The sequence below is a fragment of the Nocardia coubleae NBRC 108252 genome (assembly GCF_001612805.1).
Taxonomy (GTDB): domain Bacteria; phylum Actinomycetota; class Actinomycetes; order Mycobacteriales; family Mycobacteriaceae; genus Nocardia; species Nocardia coubleae.
Map to the genome: position 1 here is coordinate 1 of NZ_BDBD01000030.1, position 17,465 is coordinate 17,465.

The 17,465-nt window shown below is 64.1% G+C and carries 12 protein-coding genes and 3 rRNA genes; 2 read left to right on the forward strand and 13 right to left on the reverse strand.

The genetic code is table 11. The annotated features are described in order from the left end of the window. Positions 1-15 precede the first annotated feature (15 nt). The 3 genes from rrf to NCO8_RS29575 form a co-directional block, all read right to left on the reverse strand. Positions 16-132: ribosomal RNA gene (rrf, locus tag NCO8_RS29565) — 5S ribosomal RNA — on the reverse strand. Positions 133-256: 124 nt separating this feature from the next. Next, positions 257-3,368: ribosomal RNA gene (locus NCO8_RS29570) — 23S ribosomal RNA — on the reverse strand. A gap of 328 nt (positions 3,369-3,696) precedes the next feature. Further along, positions 3,697-5,215, reverse strand: a 16S ribosomal RNA gene (locus NCO8_RS29575). Together the 16S, 23S and 5S rRNA genes form the textbook arrangement of a ribosomal RNA operon. A gap of 613 nt (positions 5,216-5,828) precedes the next feature. On the opposite strand from NCO8_RS29575, the gene NCO8_RS29580 reads away from it, so the two are divergent. Then, positions 5,829-6,311 carry a MarR family winged helix-turn-helix transcriptional regulator gene (locus NCO8_RS29580; RefSeq protein ID WP_067644978.1) on the forward strand — a complete coding sequence of 161 codons (483 nt, stop codon included), beginning with the start codon at positions 5,829-5,831 and terminating at the stop codon, positions 6,309-6,311. 48 nt (positions 6,312-6,359) lie between these two features. Here the strand turns inward: NCO8_RS29580 and NCO8_RS29585 are convergent, their stop codons facing one another. Together NCO8_RS29585 and NCO8_RS29590 are read right to left on the reverse strand one after the other, a co-directional pair. Further along, positions 6,360-6,764 (reverse strand): DUF7144 family membrane protein, encoded by a 405-nt coding sequence (locus NCO8_RS29585; RefSeq protein ID WP_067644895.1) that lies wholly within the window; start codon positions 6,762-6,764, stop codon positions 6,360-6,362. Between the two features lie 77 nt (positions 6,765-6,841). Beyond that, a complete protein-coding gene (locus NCO8_RS29590; RefSeq protein ID WP_067644898.1) occupies positions 6,842-8,338 on the reverse strand; it encodes a flavin-containing monooxygenase in 1,497 nt (498 codons plus the stop codon). A gap of 64 nt (positions 8,339-8,402) precedes the next feature. Between NCO8_RS29590 and NCO8_RS29595 the strand changes: the two genes are divergently transcribed. Further along, on the forward strand, positions 8,403-8,960 hold the full coding sequence (locus NCO8_RS29595) for a YdcF family protein (protein WP_084457591.1): 558 nt from the start codon (positions 8,403-8,405) through the stop codon (positions 8,958-8,960). A 3-nt stretch (positions 8,961-8,963) separates the two neighbouring features. Here NCO8_RS29595 and NCO8_RS29600 read toward each other — a convergent pair whose 3' ends face one another. The 8 genes from NCO8_RS29600 to NCO8_RS29635 all read right to left on the reverse strand — a co-directional run bounded on the left by NCO8_RS29600 (position 8,964) and on the right by NCO8_RS29635 (position 17,464). Further along, entirely contained in the window at positions 8,964-10,535 is a 1,572-nt protein-coding gene (locus NCO8_RS29600; RefSeq protein ID WP_067644905.1) for a Na+/H+ antiporter, read from the reverse strand. Between the two features lie 62 nt (positions 10,536-10,597). Further along, a complete protein-coding gene (locus NCO8_RS29605; RefSeq protein ID WP_067644908.1) occupies positions 10,598-11,215 on the reverse strand; it encodes a hypothetical protein in 618 nt (205 codons plus the stop codon). Between the two features lie 131 nt (positions 11,216-11,346). Beyond that, entirely contained in the window at positions 11,347-12,300 is a 954-nt protein-coding gene (locus NCO8_RS29610) for an MlaD family protein (RefSeq protein WP_067498359.1), read from the reverse strand. Continuing rightward, positions 12,297-13,349 carry an MlaD family protein gene (locus NCO8_RS29615; protein ID WP_067644912.1) on the reverse strand — a complete coding sequence of 351 codons (1,053 nt, stop codon included), beginning with the start codon at positions 13,347-13,349 and terminating at the stop codon, positions 12,297-12,299. Before NCO8_RS29615 ends, NCO8_RS29610 begins: the two co-directional genes overlap by 4 nt. Further along, on the reverse strand, positions 13,346-14,434 hold the full coding sequence (locus NCO8_RS29620; RefSeq protein ID WP_067644981.1) for an MlaD family protein: 1,089 nt from the start codon (positions 14,432-14,434) through the stop codon (positions 13,346-13,348). The genes NCO8_RS29615 and NCO8_RS29620 overlap by 4 nt, the downstream gene beginning before the upstream one ends. After that, a complete protein-coding gene (locus NCO8_RS29625; RefSeq protein WP_067644915.1) occupies positions 14,434-15,441 on the reverse strand; it encodes an MlaD family protein in 1,008 nt (335 codons plus the stop codon). The genes NCO8_RS29620 and NCO8_RS29625 overlap by 1 nt, the downstream gene beginning before the upstream one ends. Beyond that, positions 15,429-16,433, reverse strand: a complete 1,005-nt coding sequence (locus tag NCO8_RS29630; RefSeq protein WP_067644918.1) for an MlaD family protein — start codon at positions 16,431-16,433, stop codon at positions 15,429-15,431. Before NCO8_RS29630 ends, NCO8_RS29625 begins: the two co-directional genes overlap by 13 nt. Further along, positions 16,433-17,464, reverse strand: coding sequence for an MlaD family protein (locus tag NCO8_RS29635; RefSeq protein WP_245655549.1), 1,032 nt, complete (start codon positions 17,462-17,464; stop codon positions 16,433-16,435). The genes NCO8_RS29630 and NCO8_RS29635 overlap by 1 nt, the downstream gene beginning before the upstream one ends. Between the last annotated feature and the right edge of the window lies 1 nt (position 17,465).

The following is a 17,465-nucleotide window of genomic DNA, read 5'->3' on the forward strand; positions in this document are numbered from 1 at the left end:
CTTTCGTGAATGATTGTCCGGCGGTGTCCTACTCTCCCACACCCTGTCGAGTGCAGTACCATCGGCGCAGGTGGCCTTAGCTTCCGGGTTCGGAATGGGACCGGGCGTTTCCCCACCGCTATAACCGCCGTAACACTATGAAACTATCCACAAACAGCGCTCCCACACCAAACAATCCTCACGGATCACCCTGGCGGGTTTGCTGCAGTGTCTGTGTGTTGTTTCAGATACCGCACAGTGGACGCGTAACACCTTCGATAGTAAGCCCTCGGCCTATTAGTACCGGTCACCTCCACACGTTACCGTGCTTCCAGTTCCAGCCTATCAACCCCATGGTCTGTAGGGGGCCTTAACCCATCAAGTGGGAGAGAAACCTCATCTTGGAACAGGCTTCCCGCTTAGATGCTTTCAGCGGTTATCCCTTCCGAACGTAGCCAACCAGCCATGCTCCTGGCGGAACAACTGGCACACCAGAGGTTCGTCCGTCCCGGTCCTCTCGTACTAGGGACAGCCTTCCTCAAGTTTCTTACGCGCGCGGCGGATAGAGACCGAACTGTCTCACGACGTTCTAAACCCAGCTCGCGTGCCGCTTTAATGGGCGAACAGCCCAACCCTTGGGACCTACTCCAGCCCCAGGATGCGACGAGCCGACATCGAGGTGCCAAACCATCCCGTCGATATGGACTCTTGGGGAAGATCAGCCTGTTATCCCCGGGGTACCTTTTATCCGTTGAGCGACACCGCTTCCACTTGCCGGTGCCGGATCACTAGTCCCGACTTTCGTCCCTGCTCGACCTGTCAGTCTCACAGTCAAGCTCCCTTGTGCACTTGCACTCGACACCTGATTGCCAACCAGGCTGAGGGAACCTTTGGGCGCCTCCGTTACATTTTAGGAGGCAACCGCCCCAGTTAAACTACCCACCAGGCACTGTCCCTGAACCAGATCATGGTCCGAGGTTAGAAGCCCAATACGATCAGAGTGGTATTTCAACGACGACTCCACCCGAACTGGCGTCCAGGTTTCACAGTCTCCCACCTATCCTACACAAACCGTACCGAACACCAATACCAAGCTATAGTGAAGGTCCCGGGGTCTTTTCGTCCTGCCGCGCGTAACGAGCATCTTTACTCGTAATGCAATTTCGCCGAGTCTGTGGTTGAGACAGCAGAGAAGTCGTTACGCCATTCGTGCAGGTCGGAACTTACCCGACAAGGAATTTCGCTACCTTAGGATGGTTATAGTTACCACCGCCGTTTACCGGGGCTTAAATTCTCAGCTTCGCCCTTACGGGCTAACCGGTCCTCTTAACCTTCCGGCACCGGGCAGGCGTCAGTCCGTATACATCGTCTTACGACTTCGCACGGACCTGTGTTTTTAGTAAACAGTCGCTTCTCTCTGGTCTCTGCGACCCCACCCAGCTCCAACCGCAAGGGTTTTCACCGGGCGTGGTCCCCCTTCTCCCGAAGTTACGGGGGCATTTTGCCGAGTTCCTTAACCACAGTTCTCTCGATCGCCTTAGTATTCTCTACCTGACCACCTGTGTCGGTTTGGGGTACGGGCCATGTACCAGCTCGCTAGAGGCTTTTCTCGGCAGCATAGGATCACTGAATTCGTCTCAACGACTACGCATCACCTCTCAGGCTATATGCAACACGGATTTGCCTATGTTGCGCCCTACAGGCTTACACCAGGTATTCCATCACCTGGCCCAGCTACCTTCCTGCGTCACCCCATCGCTTACCTACTACAGCCAGGGTCGTATGCATCCCCTTCACGTCACCCGAAGGTGATCTATCCGGTTCAGGATACTTAGCACAACTGATTCGGCATTGGGCGCGGATACACGGGTACGGGAATATCAACCCGTTGTCCATCGACTACGCCTGTCGGCCTCGCCTTAGGTCCCGACTCACCCTGGGCGGATTAACCTGGCCCAGGAACCCTTGGTCATTCGGCGGACGAGTTTCTCACTCGTCTTTCGCTACTCATGCCTGCATTCTCACTCCCATACCCTCCACCACTAGTTCACACTGTGGCTTCCACGGATATAGGACGCTCCCCTACCCATCCAGACGACTGGCCCGAAGGCGATCTAATGTCTGAATGCCGCGGCTTCGGCGGTGTACTTGAGCCCCGCTACATTGTCGGCGCAGGATCACTTGACCAGTGAGCTATTACGCACTCTTTCAAGGGTGGCTGCTTCTAAGCCAACCTCCTGGTTGTCTAAGCGACCCCACATCCTTTTCCACTTAGTACACGCTTAGGGGCCTTAGCCGGCGATCTGGGCTGTTTCCCTCTCGACTACGAAGCTTATCCCCCGCAGTCTCACTGCCACGCTCTCACACACCGGCATTCGGAGTTTGGCTGACTTCGGTAAGCTTGTAGGCCCCCTAGGCCATCCAGTAGCTCTACCTCCGGCGTGAAACACGTGACGCTGCACCTAAATGCATTTCGGGGAGAACCAGCTATCACGGAGTTTGATTGGCCTTTCACCCCTACCCACAGCTCATCCCCTCAGTTTTCAACCTAAGTGGGTTCGGGCCTCCACGACGTCTTACCGTCGCTTCACCCTGGCCATGGGTAGATCACTCCGCTTCGGGTCCATAATGTGCGACTAGGAACGCCCTATTCGGACTCGCTTTCGCTACGGCTACCCCACACGGGTTAACCTCGCCACACATCGATGACTCGCAGGCTCATTCTTCAAAAGGCACGCCATCACCCCACTACAAGAACGAGGGCTTTGACGGATTGTAAGCGCACGGTTTCAGGTACTATTTCACTCCCCTCCCGGGGTACTTTTCACCTTTCCCTCACGGTACTAGTCCGCTATCGGTCACCAGGGAGTATTCAGGCTTACCGGGTGGTCCCGGCAGATTCACAGCAGATTTCACGGGCCCGCTGCTACTCGGGTATCTCCTACAACAGAGCACATGTTTTCGCTTACCGGACTATCACCGTCTATGGTGGGCCGTTCCAGACCACTTCAACTAACACGAACTTTTCTGACTGTTGCCTAGTCCGGCAGAACTAGGAAAGAAGACCCCACAACACCGCATGGACAACCCCTGCCGGGTATCACATCCACACGGTTTAGCCTCATCCGCTTTCGCTCGCCACTACTCACGGAATCACTGTTGTTTTCTCTTCCTGTGGGTACTGAGATGTTTCACTTCCCCACGTTCCCTCCACACACCCTATATATTCAGATGCGGGTAACACGACATCACTCGTGCTGGGTTTCCCCATTCGGAAATCCTCGGATCTCAGCTCGGTTGACAGCTCCCCGAGGCTTATCGCAGCCTCCTACGTCCTTCATCGGCTCCTGGTGCCAAGGCATCCACCGTACGCTCTTAAACACTTACTAACAAAGATGCTCGCGTCCACTGTGCAGTTCTCAAACAACACACCCACCCGAAACCATGTTCCAAGACTGACTCGGCATGCGCCGGCAGTATCGAGGAGATCCGGGAGGATCGTTTGCTTTGCCTAGAAAAAACACTTTCGGGTGTTCTTTCAGGACCCAATAGTGTGTCGGTATATCACCGCGACCAGCTACTTTGAGCCGGCCTGGTGCGATGAGTTTGTCAGCGTTCCACCCATGAGCTCCAGCCGGACCACGTGTGGGTCCGAAACTGTCTCTGCCAACCACTCACCAACCTGTGTTGGGAATGAGCTGGAGAATTGCTCCTTAGAAAGGAGGTGATCCAGCCGCACCTTCCGGTACGGCTACCTTGTTACGACTTCGTCCCAATCGCCGATCCCACCTTCGACGGCTCCCTCCCACAAGGGGTTAGGCCACCGGCTTCGGGTGTTACCGACTTTCATGACGTGACGGGCGGTGTGTACAAGGCCCGGGAACGTATTCACCGCAGCGTTGCTGATCTGCGATTACTAGCGACTCCAACTTCACGGGGTCGAGTTGCAGACCCCGATCCGAACTGAGACCGGCTTTAAGGGATTCGCTCCACCTCACGGTATCGCAGCCCTCTGTACCGGCCATTGTAGCATGTGTGAAGCCCTGGACATAAGGGGCATGATGACTTGACGTCGTCCCCACCTTCCTCCGAGTTGACCCCGGCAGTCTCTCACGAGTCCCCGCCATTACGCGCTGGCAACATAAGATAAGGGTTGCGCTCGTTGCGGGACTTAACCCAACATCTCACGACACGAGCTGACGACAGCCATGCACCACCTGTACACCAACCACAAGGGGGCACGTATCTCTACGTGTTTCTGGTGTATGTCAAACCCAGGTAAGGTTCTTCGCGTTGCATCGAATTAATCCACATGCTCCGCCGCTTGTGCGGGCCCCCGTCAATTTCTTTGAGTTTTAGCCTTGCGGCCGTACTCCCCAGGCGGGGTACTTAATGCGTTAGCTACGGCACGGAGTCCGTGGAAGGAGCCCCACACCTAGTACCCACCGTTTACGGCATGGACTACCAGGGTATCTAATCCTGTTTGCTACCCATGCTTTCGCTTCTCAGCGTCAGTTACTTCCCAGAGACCCGCCTTCGCCACCGGTGTTCCTCCTGATATCTGCGCATTTCACCGCTACACCAGGAATTCCAGTCTCCCCTGAAGTACTCTAGTCCGCCCGTATCGCCTGCAAGCTTAAGGTTGAGCCCCAAGTTTTCACAAACGACGCGACGAACCGCCTACAAGCTCTTTACGCCCAGTAATTCCGGACAACGCTCGGACCCTACGTATTACCGCGGCTGCTGGCACGTAGTTGGCCGGTCCTTATTCTACAGGTACAGTCACTTGCGCTTCGTCCCTGTCAAAAGCGGTTTACAACCCGAAGGCCGTCATCCCGCACGCGGCGTCGCTGCATCAGGCTTTCGCCCATTGTGCAATATTCCCCACTGCTGCCTCCCGTAGGAGTCTGGGCCGTGTCTCAGTCCCAGTGTGGCCGGTCACCCTCTCAGGTCGGCTACCCGTCGTCGCCTTGGTGAGCCGTTACCTCACCAACAAGCTGATAGGCCGCGGGCCCATCTCGCACCGATAAATCTTTCCACCCCAGAACATGCATCCCGAGGTCATATCCGGTATTAGACCCAGTTTCCCAGGCTTATCCCGAAGTGCAAGGCAGATCACCCACGTGTTACTCACCCGTTCGCCGCTCGTGTACCCCGAAGGGCCTTACCGCTCGACTTGCATGTGTTAAGCACGCCGCTAGCGTTCGTCCTGAGCCAGAATCAAACTCTCCGTTGAAGACTCACGAAACACCCCGAGGGTGAATCAGAAATATCTAACTAGAGTCCGAAAAATCTAGCAAAGCGAACACCAGCAAATAAGATTCGCTGTTGTTCAAAATGTCCAACCTCCCACGACCGGGGGGTACGCGAAGGCTGGAACCAATAATAATATTGGCACTGACATTCATCGACACACTATTGAGTTCTCAAAGAACACACGCACAAACATCCACCCGCAACTTGTCGTAGGGGCTTCAGCAAGGCAACTGTCCCAACCTAGCGCAGAGAACCAACCGAAGCAAATCCGGGGTTCTGGCCACTTGGCTGCCAGGCGCTCATCGTCCTACCTCGTGTCCCCGCCATCTCGTGGCCGGGTCGGTGTCCGTGTCGCTCTGACTCGAACTAAGTTACGCAGCCCCGACGGCGAAGTCAAATCGCCTGGTCGACCGGGCGTGCCGTGCGCGGGGCGATCGCCCCGCAACTCGTCAGCCCTTCGCACGGTCCGCCGTTCAGGTAAGCATCTCACCGGGAGACATGCCGGTCTCGCGTGGACACGGACCACCGGCCGATATACAGTTTTCCGACAATCAGCAATCGCTGAGCAAATATCGTGTGGGAGAGGGGCCGTGGTGACCGACGATCTCGACTCGGTCGAACGTCGTGCGTGGGGCGCTGTGGTCACCCTCGCGATGCGGGTCCCCAGCGTGCTCGACTCCCGGCTGCAACGCGAGTTCGGGTTGACGCACTTCGAGTACCGGGTGCTGGCTCTGCTCCAGGATTCACCGGGCCACCGGATGCGGCTGAGCATGCTCGCCGCACGCGGGCACGGTTCCATTTCGCGGGTCTCCCACGTGGTTTCCAAGCTCGAGCGGGTGGGGTTCGTCCGGCGGGTGGCCGTGACAACGGGTCGAGGGGTCGATGCCGCGCTCACGCCGAGCGGGCTCGCCAAGGTCGTCGAGGCGACGCCGGACTACCTCGTGGCGGTCCGCAGATTGGTGCTCGACGGGCTCGACGAAGCGCAGAAGGCCGAGCTCGCGGTGCTCGCCGAGAAGCTGTCACATCACCTGATCGGCATGCTCGGCGACTCCCCTGTCGGTGAGACCTCGGGCTGACACGACAACGCCGCCCGGCGAACAGCCGGGCGGCGTCGGGTGTCGATCTCAGACGGCGCGCGGGTGCCAGGTCGCGATCGCCCAGATCACGACCACGTCCAGCACGATGATGATGATCGACCACCACGGGTAGTACGGCAGCCACAGGAAGTTCGCCACGATGGACAGCGCGGCGATCAGCATGGCCGCCACCCGGCCCCACGTCTGGCCCGCGATCAGGCCGATCGCGACGATCACCACGATCGCGCCGAGGACGATGTGCCACCAACCCCAGCTGGTGAGGTCGAACTGGTAGGCGTACTCGGGCCCGACGACGATCAGATCGTCGTTGGCCACGGCGGAGATTCCCTGGAAGATCTGCAGCACACCGACGACCGCCAGCAGGATCCCGGCGGCGATGGAGGTGCCTGCCGCGATTCCGTCGCGGACTTCGTGTTGGTTCCTGTTGGTCATCACTCGGCCTTCCCGTCGATCAACGGACATGCCACTTCGGCATAGGCCAACGGTAGGAACCAGGTCCCCGGTTCACCTCACCCGTTGTGGGTGAATTCGCGGACCCGCTGCACCGGGCGAAGGGTCTTACCGAGGTCGGTGCGCAGGGTGAGCAAGGCGTCGAGCAGGTAGTTCTGCCTGACCCGCCACGGATGACGGTCACCCTGCCTGGGGAACGCGGCGATCGAACGCAGGATGTAGCCGGCGTTCAGGTCGAGCAAAGGGTGCTGTTTCAAGTTGCGGCCCGGTTCGGGGACCACCGCGGGGGCACCGGTGCGATCGAGATGGGTGAGCACCTTGCAGACCAGGCGGGAGGTGAGGTCGGCGCGCAGCGTCCAGGAGGCGTTGGTGTAACCGACGCAGATCGCGAAATTCGGCAGCCCGGTGAGCATCGCGCCCTGCCAGACGAATTGATCGGCCAGGTCGACCTGCTTTCCATCGACCGAGGGGGCGATCCCGCCGAAGGCGAGCAACCGCAGGCCGGTGGCGGTGACGATGATGTCGGCGGGCAGCGTCTGGCCCGAGGCGAGGCGGACTCCCTCGGGGACGAAGCTGTCGATGTGGTCGGTGACCACCGAGGCCTTGCCCTTCTTCAGCGCTTTGAAGAAGTCTGCGTCGGGAGCCGCGCAGAGGCGCTGGTCCCACGGGTCGTAGTCGGGGGTGAAGTGCCGGGCGACGAGGTTCTCGTCTTTGAGGATGCGGGTGGCCAGACCGGTGAGGAGTTTGCGCGCGGCGGCGGGGCGACGACGGCAGTACTGATAGAAACCGATGTTGAACAGGATGTTCTTGGTGCGGATCACGCGGTGCGCCAGGCCGGCGGGCAGCAGGCCGCGGATCTTGTCGGCCTGTTTGTCGCGGCCGGGAACCGGGCTGATCCAGGTGGGGCTGCGCTGCAGCATGGTGACGTGCGCGGCCTCGGCGGCCAGGTTGGGGACGAGGGTGACCGCGGTGGCGCCGCTGCCGATGACCACCACCCGCTGGTCGCGCACGTCGAGATCGGCGGGCCAGAACTGCGGGTGCACGATCGTGCCCGCGAACTCGGCACGGCCGGGGAACTGCGGGTCGTGCGGCTGCTGGTAGTCGTAATAGCCGGCGCAGGCGTAGAGGAAAGAGCAGGTCAGCGTGCTGAGCTCGGGTCCGTCGGGGCCCTCGTGTGCGATGGTCAGCTGCCAGCGGGCCCGTGCCGACGACCAGTCGGCACCGATCACCCGTGACCCGAAACGGATGTGACGGTCGATGCCGTTCTCCACGGCCGTCTCGCGGATGTAGTCGAGGATCGAGGCGCCGTCGGCGATGGAACGCGCGGCCCGCCACGGCTTGAACGGGTAACCGAGAGTGAACATGTCCGAATCGGACCGGATTCCGGGGTAGCGGAACAGGTCCCAGGTACCACCGAGATCGGCGCGGGCCTCGAGAACGGCGTAGCTGCGGTGCGGATGCTCGGTCTGCAGCCGGTAAGCGGCCCCGATGCCGGACAGTCCGGCGCCGACGATGACGACGTCGAGGTGTTCGGGGCTTACGGCGGTGTCGGTCATGGGCACCAGTGTGCCTGCTCACGGGCAGTGGGAGAAGACGCTGATTTCGCCTATCGTCGGTGCGGTGTCGATCTTTCGACGTGCGGGATGGTTGCTCGTCGGCGCACTCGTCACCGTGCTCGCTGCCGCTGTCGCCGGGCTACCGGTGTTCGTGTACCCGCAAGTGGATCCTTTGCGACCGGCCGACGTGATCGTGGTCCTCGGCGGAACGCCCTACGAACGATTCGACGTCGGCATCGAATTGGCCGAGCGCGGGTACGCACCCGAGGTGCTGATCTCGCAGTCCACCGGTGCCGACGATCCGCTGATGGACAAGTACTGCGGGGGCCGATTCGCCTTCCGGGTGGCCTGTTTCGTGCCCGACCCCTGGACCACCGACGGCGAGGCGCGCGAAATAGTCAGACGGGCAACGATTTACGGCTGGCGACATATCATCGTCGTCACGTTCACGCCGCATGTCTCGCGGGCGCGCTACATCGTCGGCCGGTGTTTCGAGGGCGAGATCACCATGGTCGCCAGCCCGACGCAGACGGGGCTCGGGTTCTGGAGCTGGATGTATGTGCGCCAATCCGCCGGGTACGTCCGGGCTTTCGTGAACCAGCACTGCGAACAGGACGCCTGAGAGTCAGCGGGTCGGCCCGAGATCGAGGCGCCGGGTGACGCGGTCGACGACGTCGGCGGGCATGCCCGGGTCACGGCGGGCGGCCAGCGCCTCACGCCGGCCCGCCTCGACCACAGCGGCGCGGACCGCACCGAATTGGGCGACCGATTTGCGTTCCTTGTCCATGGCGGCCTTGGCGTCGGCGTCGGCGGCCTCCGGGTCGGCTTTGGCGGAGAGGCGGCGCAGCCTGGCCTTGATGTCCTCGTAGACGTCGTCGGGCAGGTCGTCGCGGGCGGCGATCATCTTCAGCTCGCCGAGTTCGGCACCGACCACGCGCTCCCAGAGCTGCCGTTCGAGGGCCCGCTCCTGACGGGTGTCGGCGTGCACGCCGGTCAGGCGGACGACCAGTGGCAGGGTCGGGCCCTGCACGAGCAGGGTGAACAGCACGACCGAGAAGGCGGCGAACAGAATCTCCGAGCGCGCGGGGAACTCGGCGCCGGAGTCGATGGTGAACGGGACGGCGAGGGCGAGCGCGACCGTCGCGACCCCGCGCATCCCCGCCCACCAGGTGACGATCACCTCCTGCCAGGTGAACGCGTCGTCCACATCGCGCCAGCGGTGGGTCACCGTCCACATGCCCATCAGCCAGACCAACCGCAACAGCACGACCACGGCGATCACCGCGACGCTCACCCCGGCCAACGTGCGCCAGTTGTGGCCGGAGGTCTCGATGACCACCCGCAGTTCCAGCCCGATCAGCGCGAACGCGAAACCGGTGATGAGCATTTCGACGACGTCCCAACACGAGTCGGCGATCAGCCGGTAGTCGCGGTCGCCGATCTCGGTCACCGCGTCGGTGAGGTACAGCGCGCACACCAGCACCGCGAGAACTGCCGAACCTTCGAAGTGTTCGGCGATGCCGTACGCGGCGAACGGCAGCAGCAGGCTCAGTGCCACCTGGGAGGTGGCGTCGTTCAGATAGCGGGTGAGTTTGCTCCCGAGCCAGCCGAGCAGCAGGCCGACCAGCGCACCGGCGACCGCGGCGAGCGCGAAATCGCCGAGGGCATGCCACGGCGAGAACACGCCGGTGACGACCGCCTGGATACCGACCGTGTAGATGACGATCGCCGTGACGTCGTTGAACAGGCCCTCGCCGCCGAGGGTGACGATCAGGCGCCGGGGCAACCCGAGCCGGCCCGCCATCGACATCGCCGCGACCGGGTCGGGCGGGGCGACCAGCGCGCCGAGCACCACCCCCGCCGCCACCGCGACCGCCGGATTCCAGGCGTGGAAGACGACCGCGACCGCGAGGGCGGTGACGATGACGAGTCCGACCGCGCGCAGGGCGATGACCTGCCACTGTTCGGCGAACTGACGCCAGGACGTGCGCCGGGCGGCGGCGTAGAGCAGGGGTGGCAGGACCAGCGGGAGGATGAGGTCGGGCGGGATGTTCAGGCTCGGCACCGCCGGGATCAGGGCGAGCAGGCAGCCGAACACCGTCATCAGGATCGAGGGTGCGAGTCCGAAGCGATCGCCGAGCGCTTCGGCCAGCACAGCGGCGAGCAGGATCACCAGAATCAGCACCAACTGGTCCATAACTGACCAGTGTCGGGGACCGCGGGCCGCGGATGCCGCAGACCCGCCGCCGCTCGCGCAGGTCAGCCGAGAGTCGCCGCTGCCGGGGGAAGCAGGATCGGGGGCAGGGGGAACGGCAGCTGGATGGCCGGTGGTGGGGGTGGTGGTGGCGGAGGTGCGGGCTCGGGGACCGGGATGGGCTCGGGTGCGGGCGCCGGGACCGGCTCAGGAGGCGGATCGTAGACCGGCGGCTCGTAAGCCGGGGGCGGCGGCTCGTAGGGAGCCTCGACCGGGGGTGGCGGCGGTGGGAGTTCCACCGGGACCGGTTCCGGTGGTGGGGGCGGCGGCAGGGCGGGGGTCGTGGGGGCCGGAGTGTCCGGGGCTCCTGCGGTGCAGCGCCAGTTGCCGTCGTCGTCGACCTGCCAGCGGGCGACGATGCCGCCCGCCGAGCAATTGCCGCCCACGCGCCTGGCAGGCCACGGCGGGTTCGAGTCCGTGTCGCTGACCTGCTGACCGTCGACCGACAGACCGTTCGACCCCATCGGATCGACCTCGGAGTTGTCGTCGTCGCCCTGATTCGCGCGCAGCACCAAACCGACGGCGACCACCAGGGCGAGCAGTGCGGCGAGCACCGCCGCTATCGCGATCGTCCGGGTACTGCTGGCGGGCTCCTCCTCGGGGCCCTCGCTGCTGCCTGCCATCGCACCGCCTTCGCCGCGGACTTGGACTCCCTCGTTCAGGGAGGCTACCGCAGAGTTGCTCGAAGGCCGACGGAGTTCGGGCCACTGTCACTGTGCAGGGACGATACCTATACACAGCGGTTGCCGAAAATTTACTTGATCGCGACCCTTACCTTCACCGAATCGGCGTCGGTGTTGTGCAGAGCCTGGGAAACGAGCGCGCTCAGATCCAGCTGCGGGCCAGTGGCGGTGACCGCCTCGGTGAGGGGACGCAGCGCGGGCAGCAGGGCCGACAGCTCGGGACCGATCTCGTTCAGCTTCGCGACCAACTCGTTCAGGACGGGGACGAGCCCACCCTCGCGCAGGTACATCTCCGGGTCGCCCTCGGTGGCTCGGCCGACGGATTCGACGAACTGGTCGATCACCTGGCTCAGGCGGACGAACGCGGGCGCGGCGGCGGAGGTGGCCGGACCGGCCCAGGCGATGTCACCGGAGACGTATTCGAAGTTGTTCTGCAGTTCGGCGATGGCGGGTGCGCGGCTCATGATGGCCGCCGCGAGCAGGTCGCCGGCGCGGGCCAGTTCGGGGATCACGTTCTCGGTGCCGGTCATGGCGGTGCCGAGCGTGCCGACCAGCGAGTCGACCACCGTCGGGTCGAGTTGTTCGACGGTCTTGGTGACCAGGCGCGCCACCTCGGGAATCGACATCGGGGTTCGCACGTTCTCCCCCGCCAGCCGCTGCCCGTCGGTCAGGTACGGCCCGTCGGTGCTCGGCGGCACGAACTGCACGTACGGCTCACCGAGGGAGGACAGGTGCTCGATGGTGACGATGCTGCTCATCGGCACCTTGTGGTCGGCACCCACGCGGAAACCCACACGCACTCCCCCGCGCGCGTCGGTGTCGACGGCGGTGACCTCACCGATCTCGATGCCGGTCAGCAGGATCGGCGATCCGACGCTGAGGCCACCCGAGTCGGCGACCTCGAGGGAGGCCTCGGTGTAGTCGGCCAGCGGGTCGACACGCACCACCCCGAAGGTCAGATAGGTCGCGCCGAGCACGGTGATGGCGGCGATGCCGCTGAGCGAGGCGAGTGCTCCGATCTTCATCGCACCATTCCGATCATCCGCAGGGCGGTCACGATCTGGTCCAGCTGCTCCTGTTCGGAGACCTGCACGCCGGTGACGTTCACCTTCGGGCCGCGCTCGGCGAAGGGAATGATCTTGTCGCGCAACAGGTCGGTGAGCAGGGCCATGTTGGTCGGGTTCCGCAGGTCGGGCGAGGCGCCGATCAGCAGCGGCAGGAAGGCGGTCGCGGCCGCGTCACCCGAATTCGCCAGCGGCGCGAGCCAAGTCATGGAGTGCGCGAGCGGGCCGAGGGCATTGAAGATGACCATCGTCTTGGCGATGGAGTCCTGGGTGCCCGACAGCGCGCGCACCGCCTCAGGGGTGAGGATGTTGGTGAGTTCGCCTTCGATGTTGTGCATGATCTCAGCGTTGGCGGCGAGCCCGTTGACGAGCAGGTCCACCTGGTCGAGGTTGGCGGCCAGGTCGGCGGCGTCGGCACCCATCACCGCCGAGATGCGGGCGGTCTCGCGCGGATCCTGCGGCATCACCGAGTTCACCCGGGCGATCATGTCCTGCAGCTGACCGATCGCGCCGCCCTGCACGAACAGCGCCATGGTCGCCATCGTGTCTTCCAGCTGCACAGGGGGTTTGGTTCGCTCGATGGGGATGGTTCCGCCGTTGCGCAGCAGCTGACCGAAACCGTCCTTGGGCGTGGTCAGCGCGACGTGGATATCGCCGAGAATGGTGTCCTGGCGCAGTTCGGCGATGGTCGACGCGGGCAGCGAGACCGACTCGAGGATGTCGGCCTCGACGACGACGTAACCACCGCGACCGGCCGGCGCGTCGGCGGGCTGGACCACGCGCACGTCGGTGACTGTGCCGATCTCGGCGCCGTTGGCGATCACCTTCGACTTCGACGGCAGGTTCAGCGCGCTGGCGAACTCGATGTGCACGCGGTAGGTGTCACCGCTGACCGACGAACCGGGTACCGGCACGTCGGCGGGATCGAAACCGCAGCCGCCGACGGCCAGACCGGCAGCCACGACCAGCGCGATCATGGTGCGCCGCATACTCTTTCGCGACCTGATCATCGGGCACCTGCCATTCCGAGCACTACTTGCACGAGGTTCACATCGGTCAATCCCGCGGCGGGATCGGGGCATTGGCCCGGCAGCACCGCGTTGAGGGCGGCGCACACCTGGTCGGCCTCACCCGTGGGCAGGGCGACCTTCGGCGGGGCGTAGGTGATTGCGTTGCCACCTGCCGCGCTCTGGAAGGCGGAGGTGAGCGCGGGCAGTTTCAGCACCACATCGCGCAGCGAACCGACGTTGGCGCGCAACATCTTCACCAGCGGGACGGCGCCGTCGAGGGTTCCGATGAGCGGATCGCCGAGGATGGTGGTGAGGTCGTTGAGCATCGGCAGCAGTTCGCCGAGCCCGTCGAACAGCGAGGTGGCCGGGCCGAGCAGGTCGTCGGAGGCCATGTTCAGCAGCGGCGCGAGCCGGGTGAGCATGGACTGCAGGTCACCCCAGTTCGCGGCGACGCGGTTGGACACCGACGCGAAGGCGTCGAAAAGACCTGCGAGATGGCCGATGTCGGCATCCGGCTTGTTCATCGCCGAACCGAGTTTGGTGATGAGCTCGTTGACCGTCGGGCCGGTGCCCTGCGTGGCACGGTCCAAGGCGCCGAGGCCGTCGACCAGGGCGGTCGGCTGACCCGAATTGGTGCCCGAGAGCTGTTCGGACAGGCTCGCCAGGGCGGTGAGCGTTTCGGTGATGCTCTTGGGCGTCAGCGTTTTGGTGATGCAGCCGCCCTCGAACTTGCGGGTGTCCTTGCCACTGGCCAGCACGGCCAGATTGCGGTCCGCCGCGACGGAATACGCGACCGTTGTCGCCGAAGCATCGGCGTAGACGGGGTATTCGGCGTCGACCTCGAAATCGACGCGCACCTTGGGGCCCTCGTTGCGGACCGAGGTCACCTCACCGACGGAGATACCGCGCATGGTGATGTGATTGCCCGGGTACAGGCCGACCGCGTCGGGCATGAGCGCGCAATAGGACTCGGTCTTCTTCAGTGGATCGAAGGCGATGAAGTAGCCGCCGGTGACGAGCGCGACGAGCACCGCGACACCGGCGATCGACATGAACGCCTGGGATCCGAGGAGCTTTTTCAGCATCAGCACGCCTTCCCCGGCAGCGGCACGCACACCCGTGCGTCCGACTGGTCGACGACCACGCCGGCTTCGGGCGTCACCAGCTGCGACAACTTGGTCTGCAATTCGTGCACCGTCGCGATCACCGGCTCGAACCGGCCGGTGAGTTCCTGGAGCCGGGGTAGTGCGTCGGCCAGCGCCTGTGCCTGCGGTTTCAGGGTCGACTCCCAGCCCGGGGCCAGGGTGGCGAGACGGTTCACCACCGACACGAGCAGCCGGACCGCCTCGGCTGCCTCGGCCTGCTTGCTCAGCAGCACGTCCTCGAGCAGGTTGACGTTGTTCATCAACCTGCCGAGGTCGGACTTGGCGCCGTCGTACATGGAGATGTACTCGTCGAGGATCGCGATGGACTTCGACACCTGCGAACGCTGGCGGTCGAGCATGTCGACGTACTTGCCGACCGTGTCCAAGGTGCTGCGTAGCGCTTCCGGCGAATTCTGCAGGGCGGTGTTGGCGGCAGCCAAGTTCTCGCGGACGGTCGCGCCGTCGACCGCGGCCAACGGAGCGGTGGCGTCCTGGAAGGTCTCGATCAGGCTGTAGGGCAAGCGGATTCGGTCGGCGGGAATCGCCTCGTCACCCAGCGGCTCCGAACCGGCGGGGTACAGCGCGACGTAGTGGCCGCCGACGACGGTGAGCATGCGGACGTCGAGGGAGGTCTGGTCGCCGACGAACACGTCGTTGTTCACGGTGAACCGCATGATCACCTTGTCGGGCTTCAGTTCGAGGTCGGTGACGCTGCCGACCGAGATGCCGGCGAGGCGAACGTCGTCGCCCTCGCGCACCGACTGTGCCTCGGTGAGCTCGGCGGTGTAGGTGTGTTTGCCCAACGGCACCACGTACACCACGCCCGCGGCGATGATGAACAGCACGACGGCCGTCAGGCCGATGATGCCCATCCGCAGCTCACGGGCGCGTTTGCCCGCTTCGTCGAGGATCGGGCGATCACCGGAGAAGAATTTCAGCGGTTGCATACGGTGACCTTCTGTCCGGCGATCAGCACCTGCAGCGGCGCGGGCACCTCTGCGGCGCCGTTGCTGCAGTGCGGTGTGAAGTCGGTGAAACCGCGCGAGAGCGAGGAGTCGACCGTGGCCAGCAGACCGGGCAGGCGGCCGAAAACCTCCACGGCCTCCTGCGGATTCGGGAACAGGGCGCGGATCATCGCGTCGACATCGGCGCCGCCGCCCTCGACCAGGCCGAGCGAGGCGAGCAACCGGTCGACCGGCGCGAGCACCGAAGGCGCGCTCATCGCGAAGTCGGCGACACCGCCGATATTGCGCTGCATCGCCTCGAAGATGTCGGTGAGCCGGGCCAGCAGCGGCAGCAGGTGACCGACCCGGCCGCCGTGCCGGTCGGCCAGATCCGACAGATTGCGGATGAGCGTGGAGATCACCTGCTGGCGGTTCTCGGCATAGGAGGCGAGTTCGTCGATGGCGGTGAGCGCGGGGCCGAGGCCGCTGCCGTCGCCCTCGATCACGGCGAGCATGCTCGCGGTGAACTGGTTGATCGCCTCGGGTGACAGCGTCGCGAGCACCGGCTTGAGACCACTGAACAGGCTGGTCACATCGAAGGACGGCACGGTCATGTGCGCGCCGATGCGGGCGCCCGCGGCGATGCGGGTGCCGGGGTTGGGCGCCTGCTGCAGGTCGACATAGCGCTGGCCGGTGAGGTTCTGGTAGCGGATGGCCAGCTTGGAGTTGTCGTAGATCGGCGTATCGGTCTTGACCGTCAGGCGCACCTTGGCCTTGTCGCCCTCGAGCGAGATCTTCTCGACCTTGCCCACCTGCACACCGAACATGCGCACGTCGTTGCCGACCTTGAGGCCGTTGGCGTCGGTGAACAGCACGTCGTGGGCGTTGGTGTCACCGGAGACGGGACGTTTGATGAGCGTGAAGACCAGACCGAGCACGGCGACCATCACCAGCGTGAACACGCCGAGGCGCAGTGCGACACCGCGAATCTTCATCACGCACCGCCCTTTCCGAACAGCGGGACCGCGATGGCGGGCACACCGCTGAGCTCGACATCGAGGTTGAGCACGGGCCCGTCCGGGCCGTCGGGCATGGCACCACGCAGGTTCCGCAGCAGCGCGGTGAGTTCGGCGCCGGTGTGGCGCGAATTCGGCGACATCTGCGCCAGCGCGAGCAGCATCGGCGCGAGCATGTCGGTCGACTCGGCGAGGTGGCCGCCCGCGGTGCTCAAGGTGGTGGTCAGGGCGGGCAGCAGGCTGCCGCCGATCACGCCGACACCGATGTCGTAGCGATCCTTGTCGGTCTGGGTCACCTTGATCTCGCTGAGCTGGTCGATCACCTGCATGGTCGCGCCGGCGAACTGGCCGCCGCCGTCGAAGGCGGGGCCGAGCTTGCCGAACAGTTCCGAGGGCGCGACGTCCTGGTTGTCGGCGATGGTCTTGGCCACCGTGATGAGCGCCTGGACCAGCGGGGTGAAGGCCTTGAAGTCGGCGGCGAGCTGGGAGATCACCGTCGCCATCTGCGGGCTCGTCACGGTCATGCCGACCTGCGAGAGGCTGCGCAGGATCGCGCTCATGGTCGCGTCGTAGACCCGGGCGTTGTTCGAGCCGGTCAGGTCGAGCACCGCGCCTGCCCGCAGCGGAGCCCCGCCGGGACCGCGCCGCAGTTCGATCTCGGCGATGCCGAACAGGTTGGTCGGCGCGTAGTCGATGGCGAGGCTGTCGTCGATGCCGTGCAGGCGGTTCTCGTCGAGCAGCAGCGCGATCTGCTGGGTGCCGCGCTCGCCGGGGGTCACCTCGGCGACCTCGCCGACGGTGACGCCGTCGACGCGGACCTGGCTGCCCGATTCGATACCGTCACCGAGGTGCTCGGTGCGCAGCGCGATCCGCAGCCCCTCCTCGGAGCGAACGTTGGAGTACGTGACGTAGCCGAGCGCGACCACCGCGATCACCGCGAGGATGACGACACCGGTCAGGCGCGAGGTGCGCCGATTCGCCGCGACGCCGGGCATTCCGTAATTCGGCACT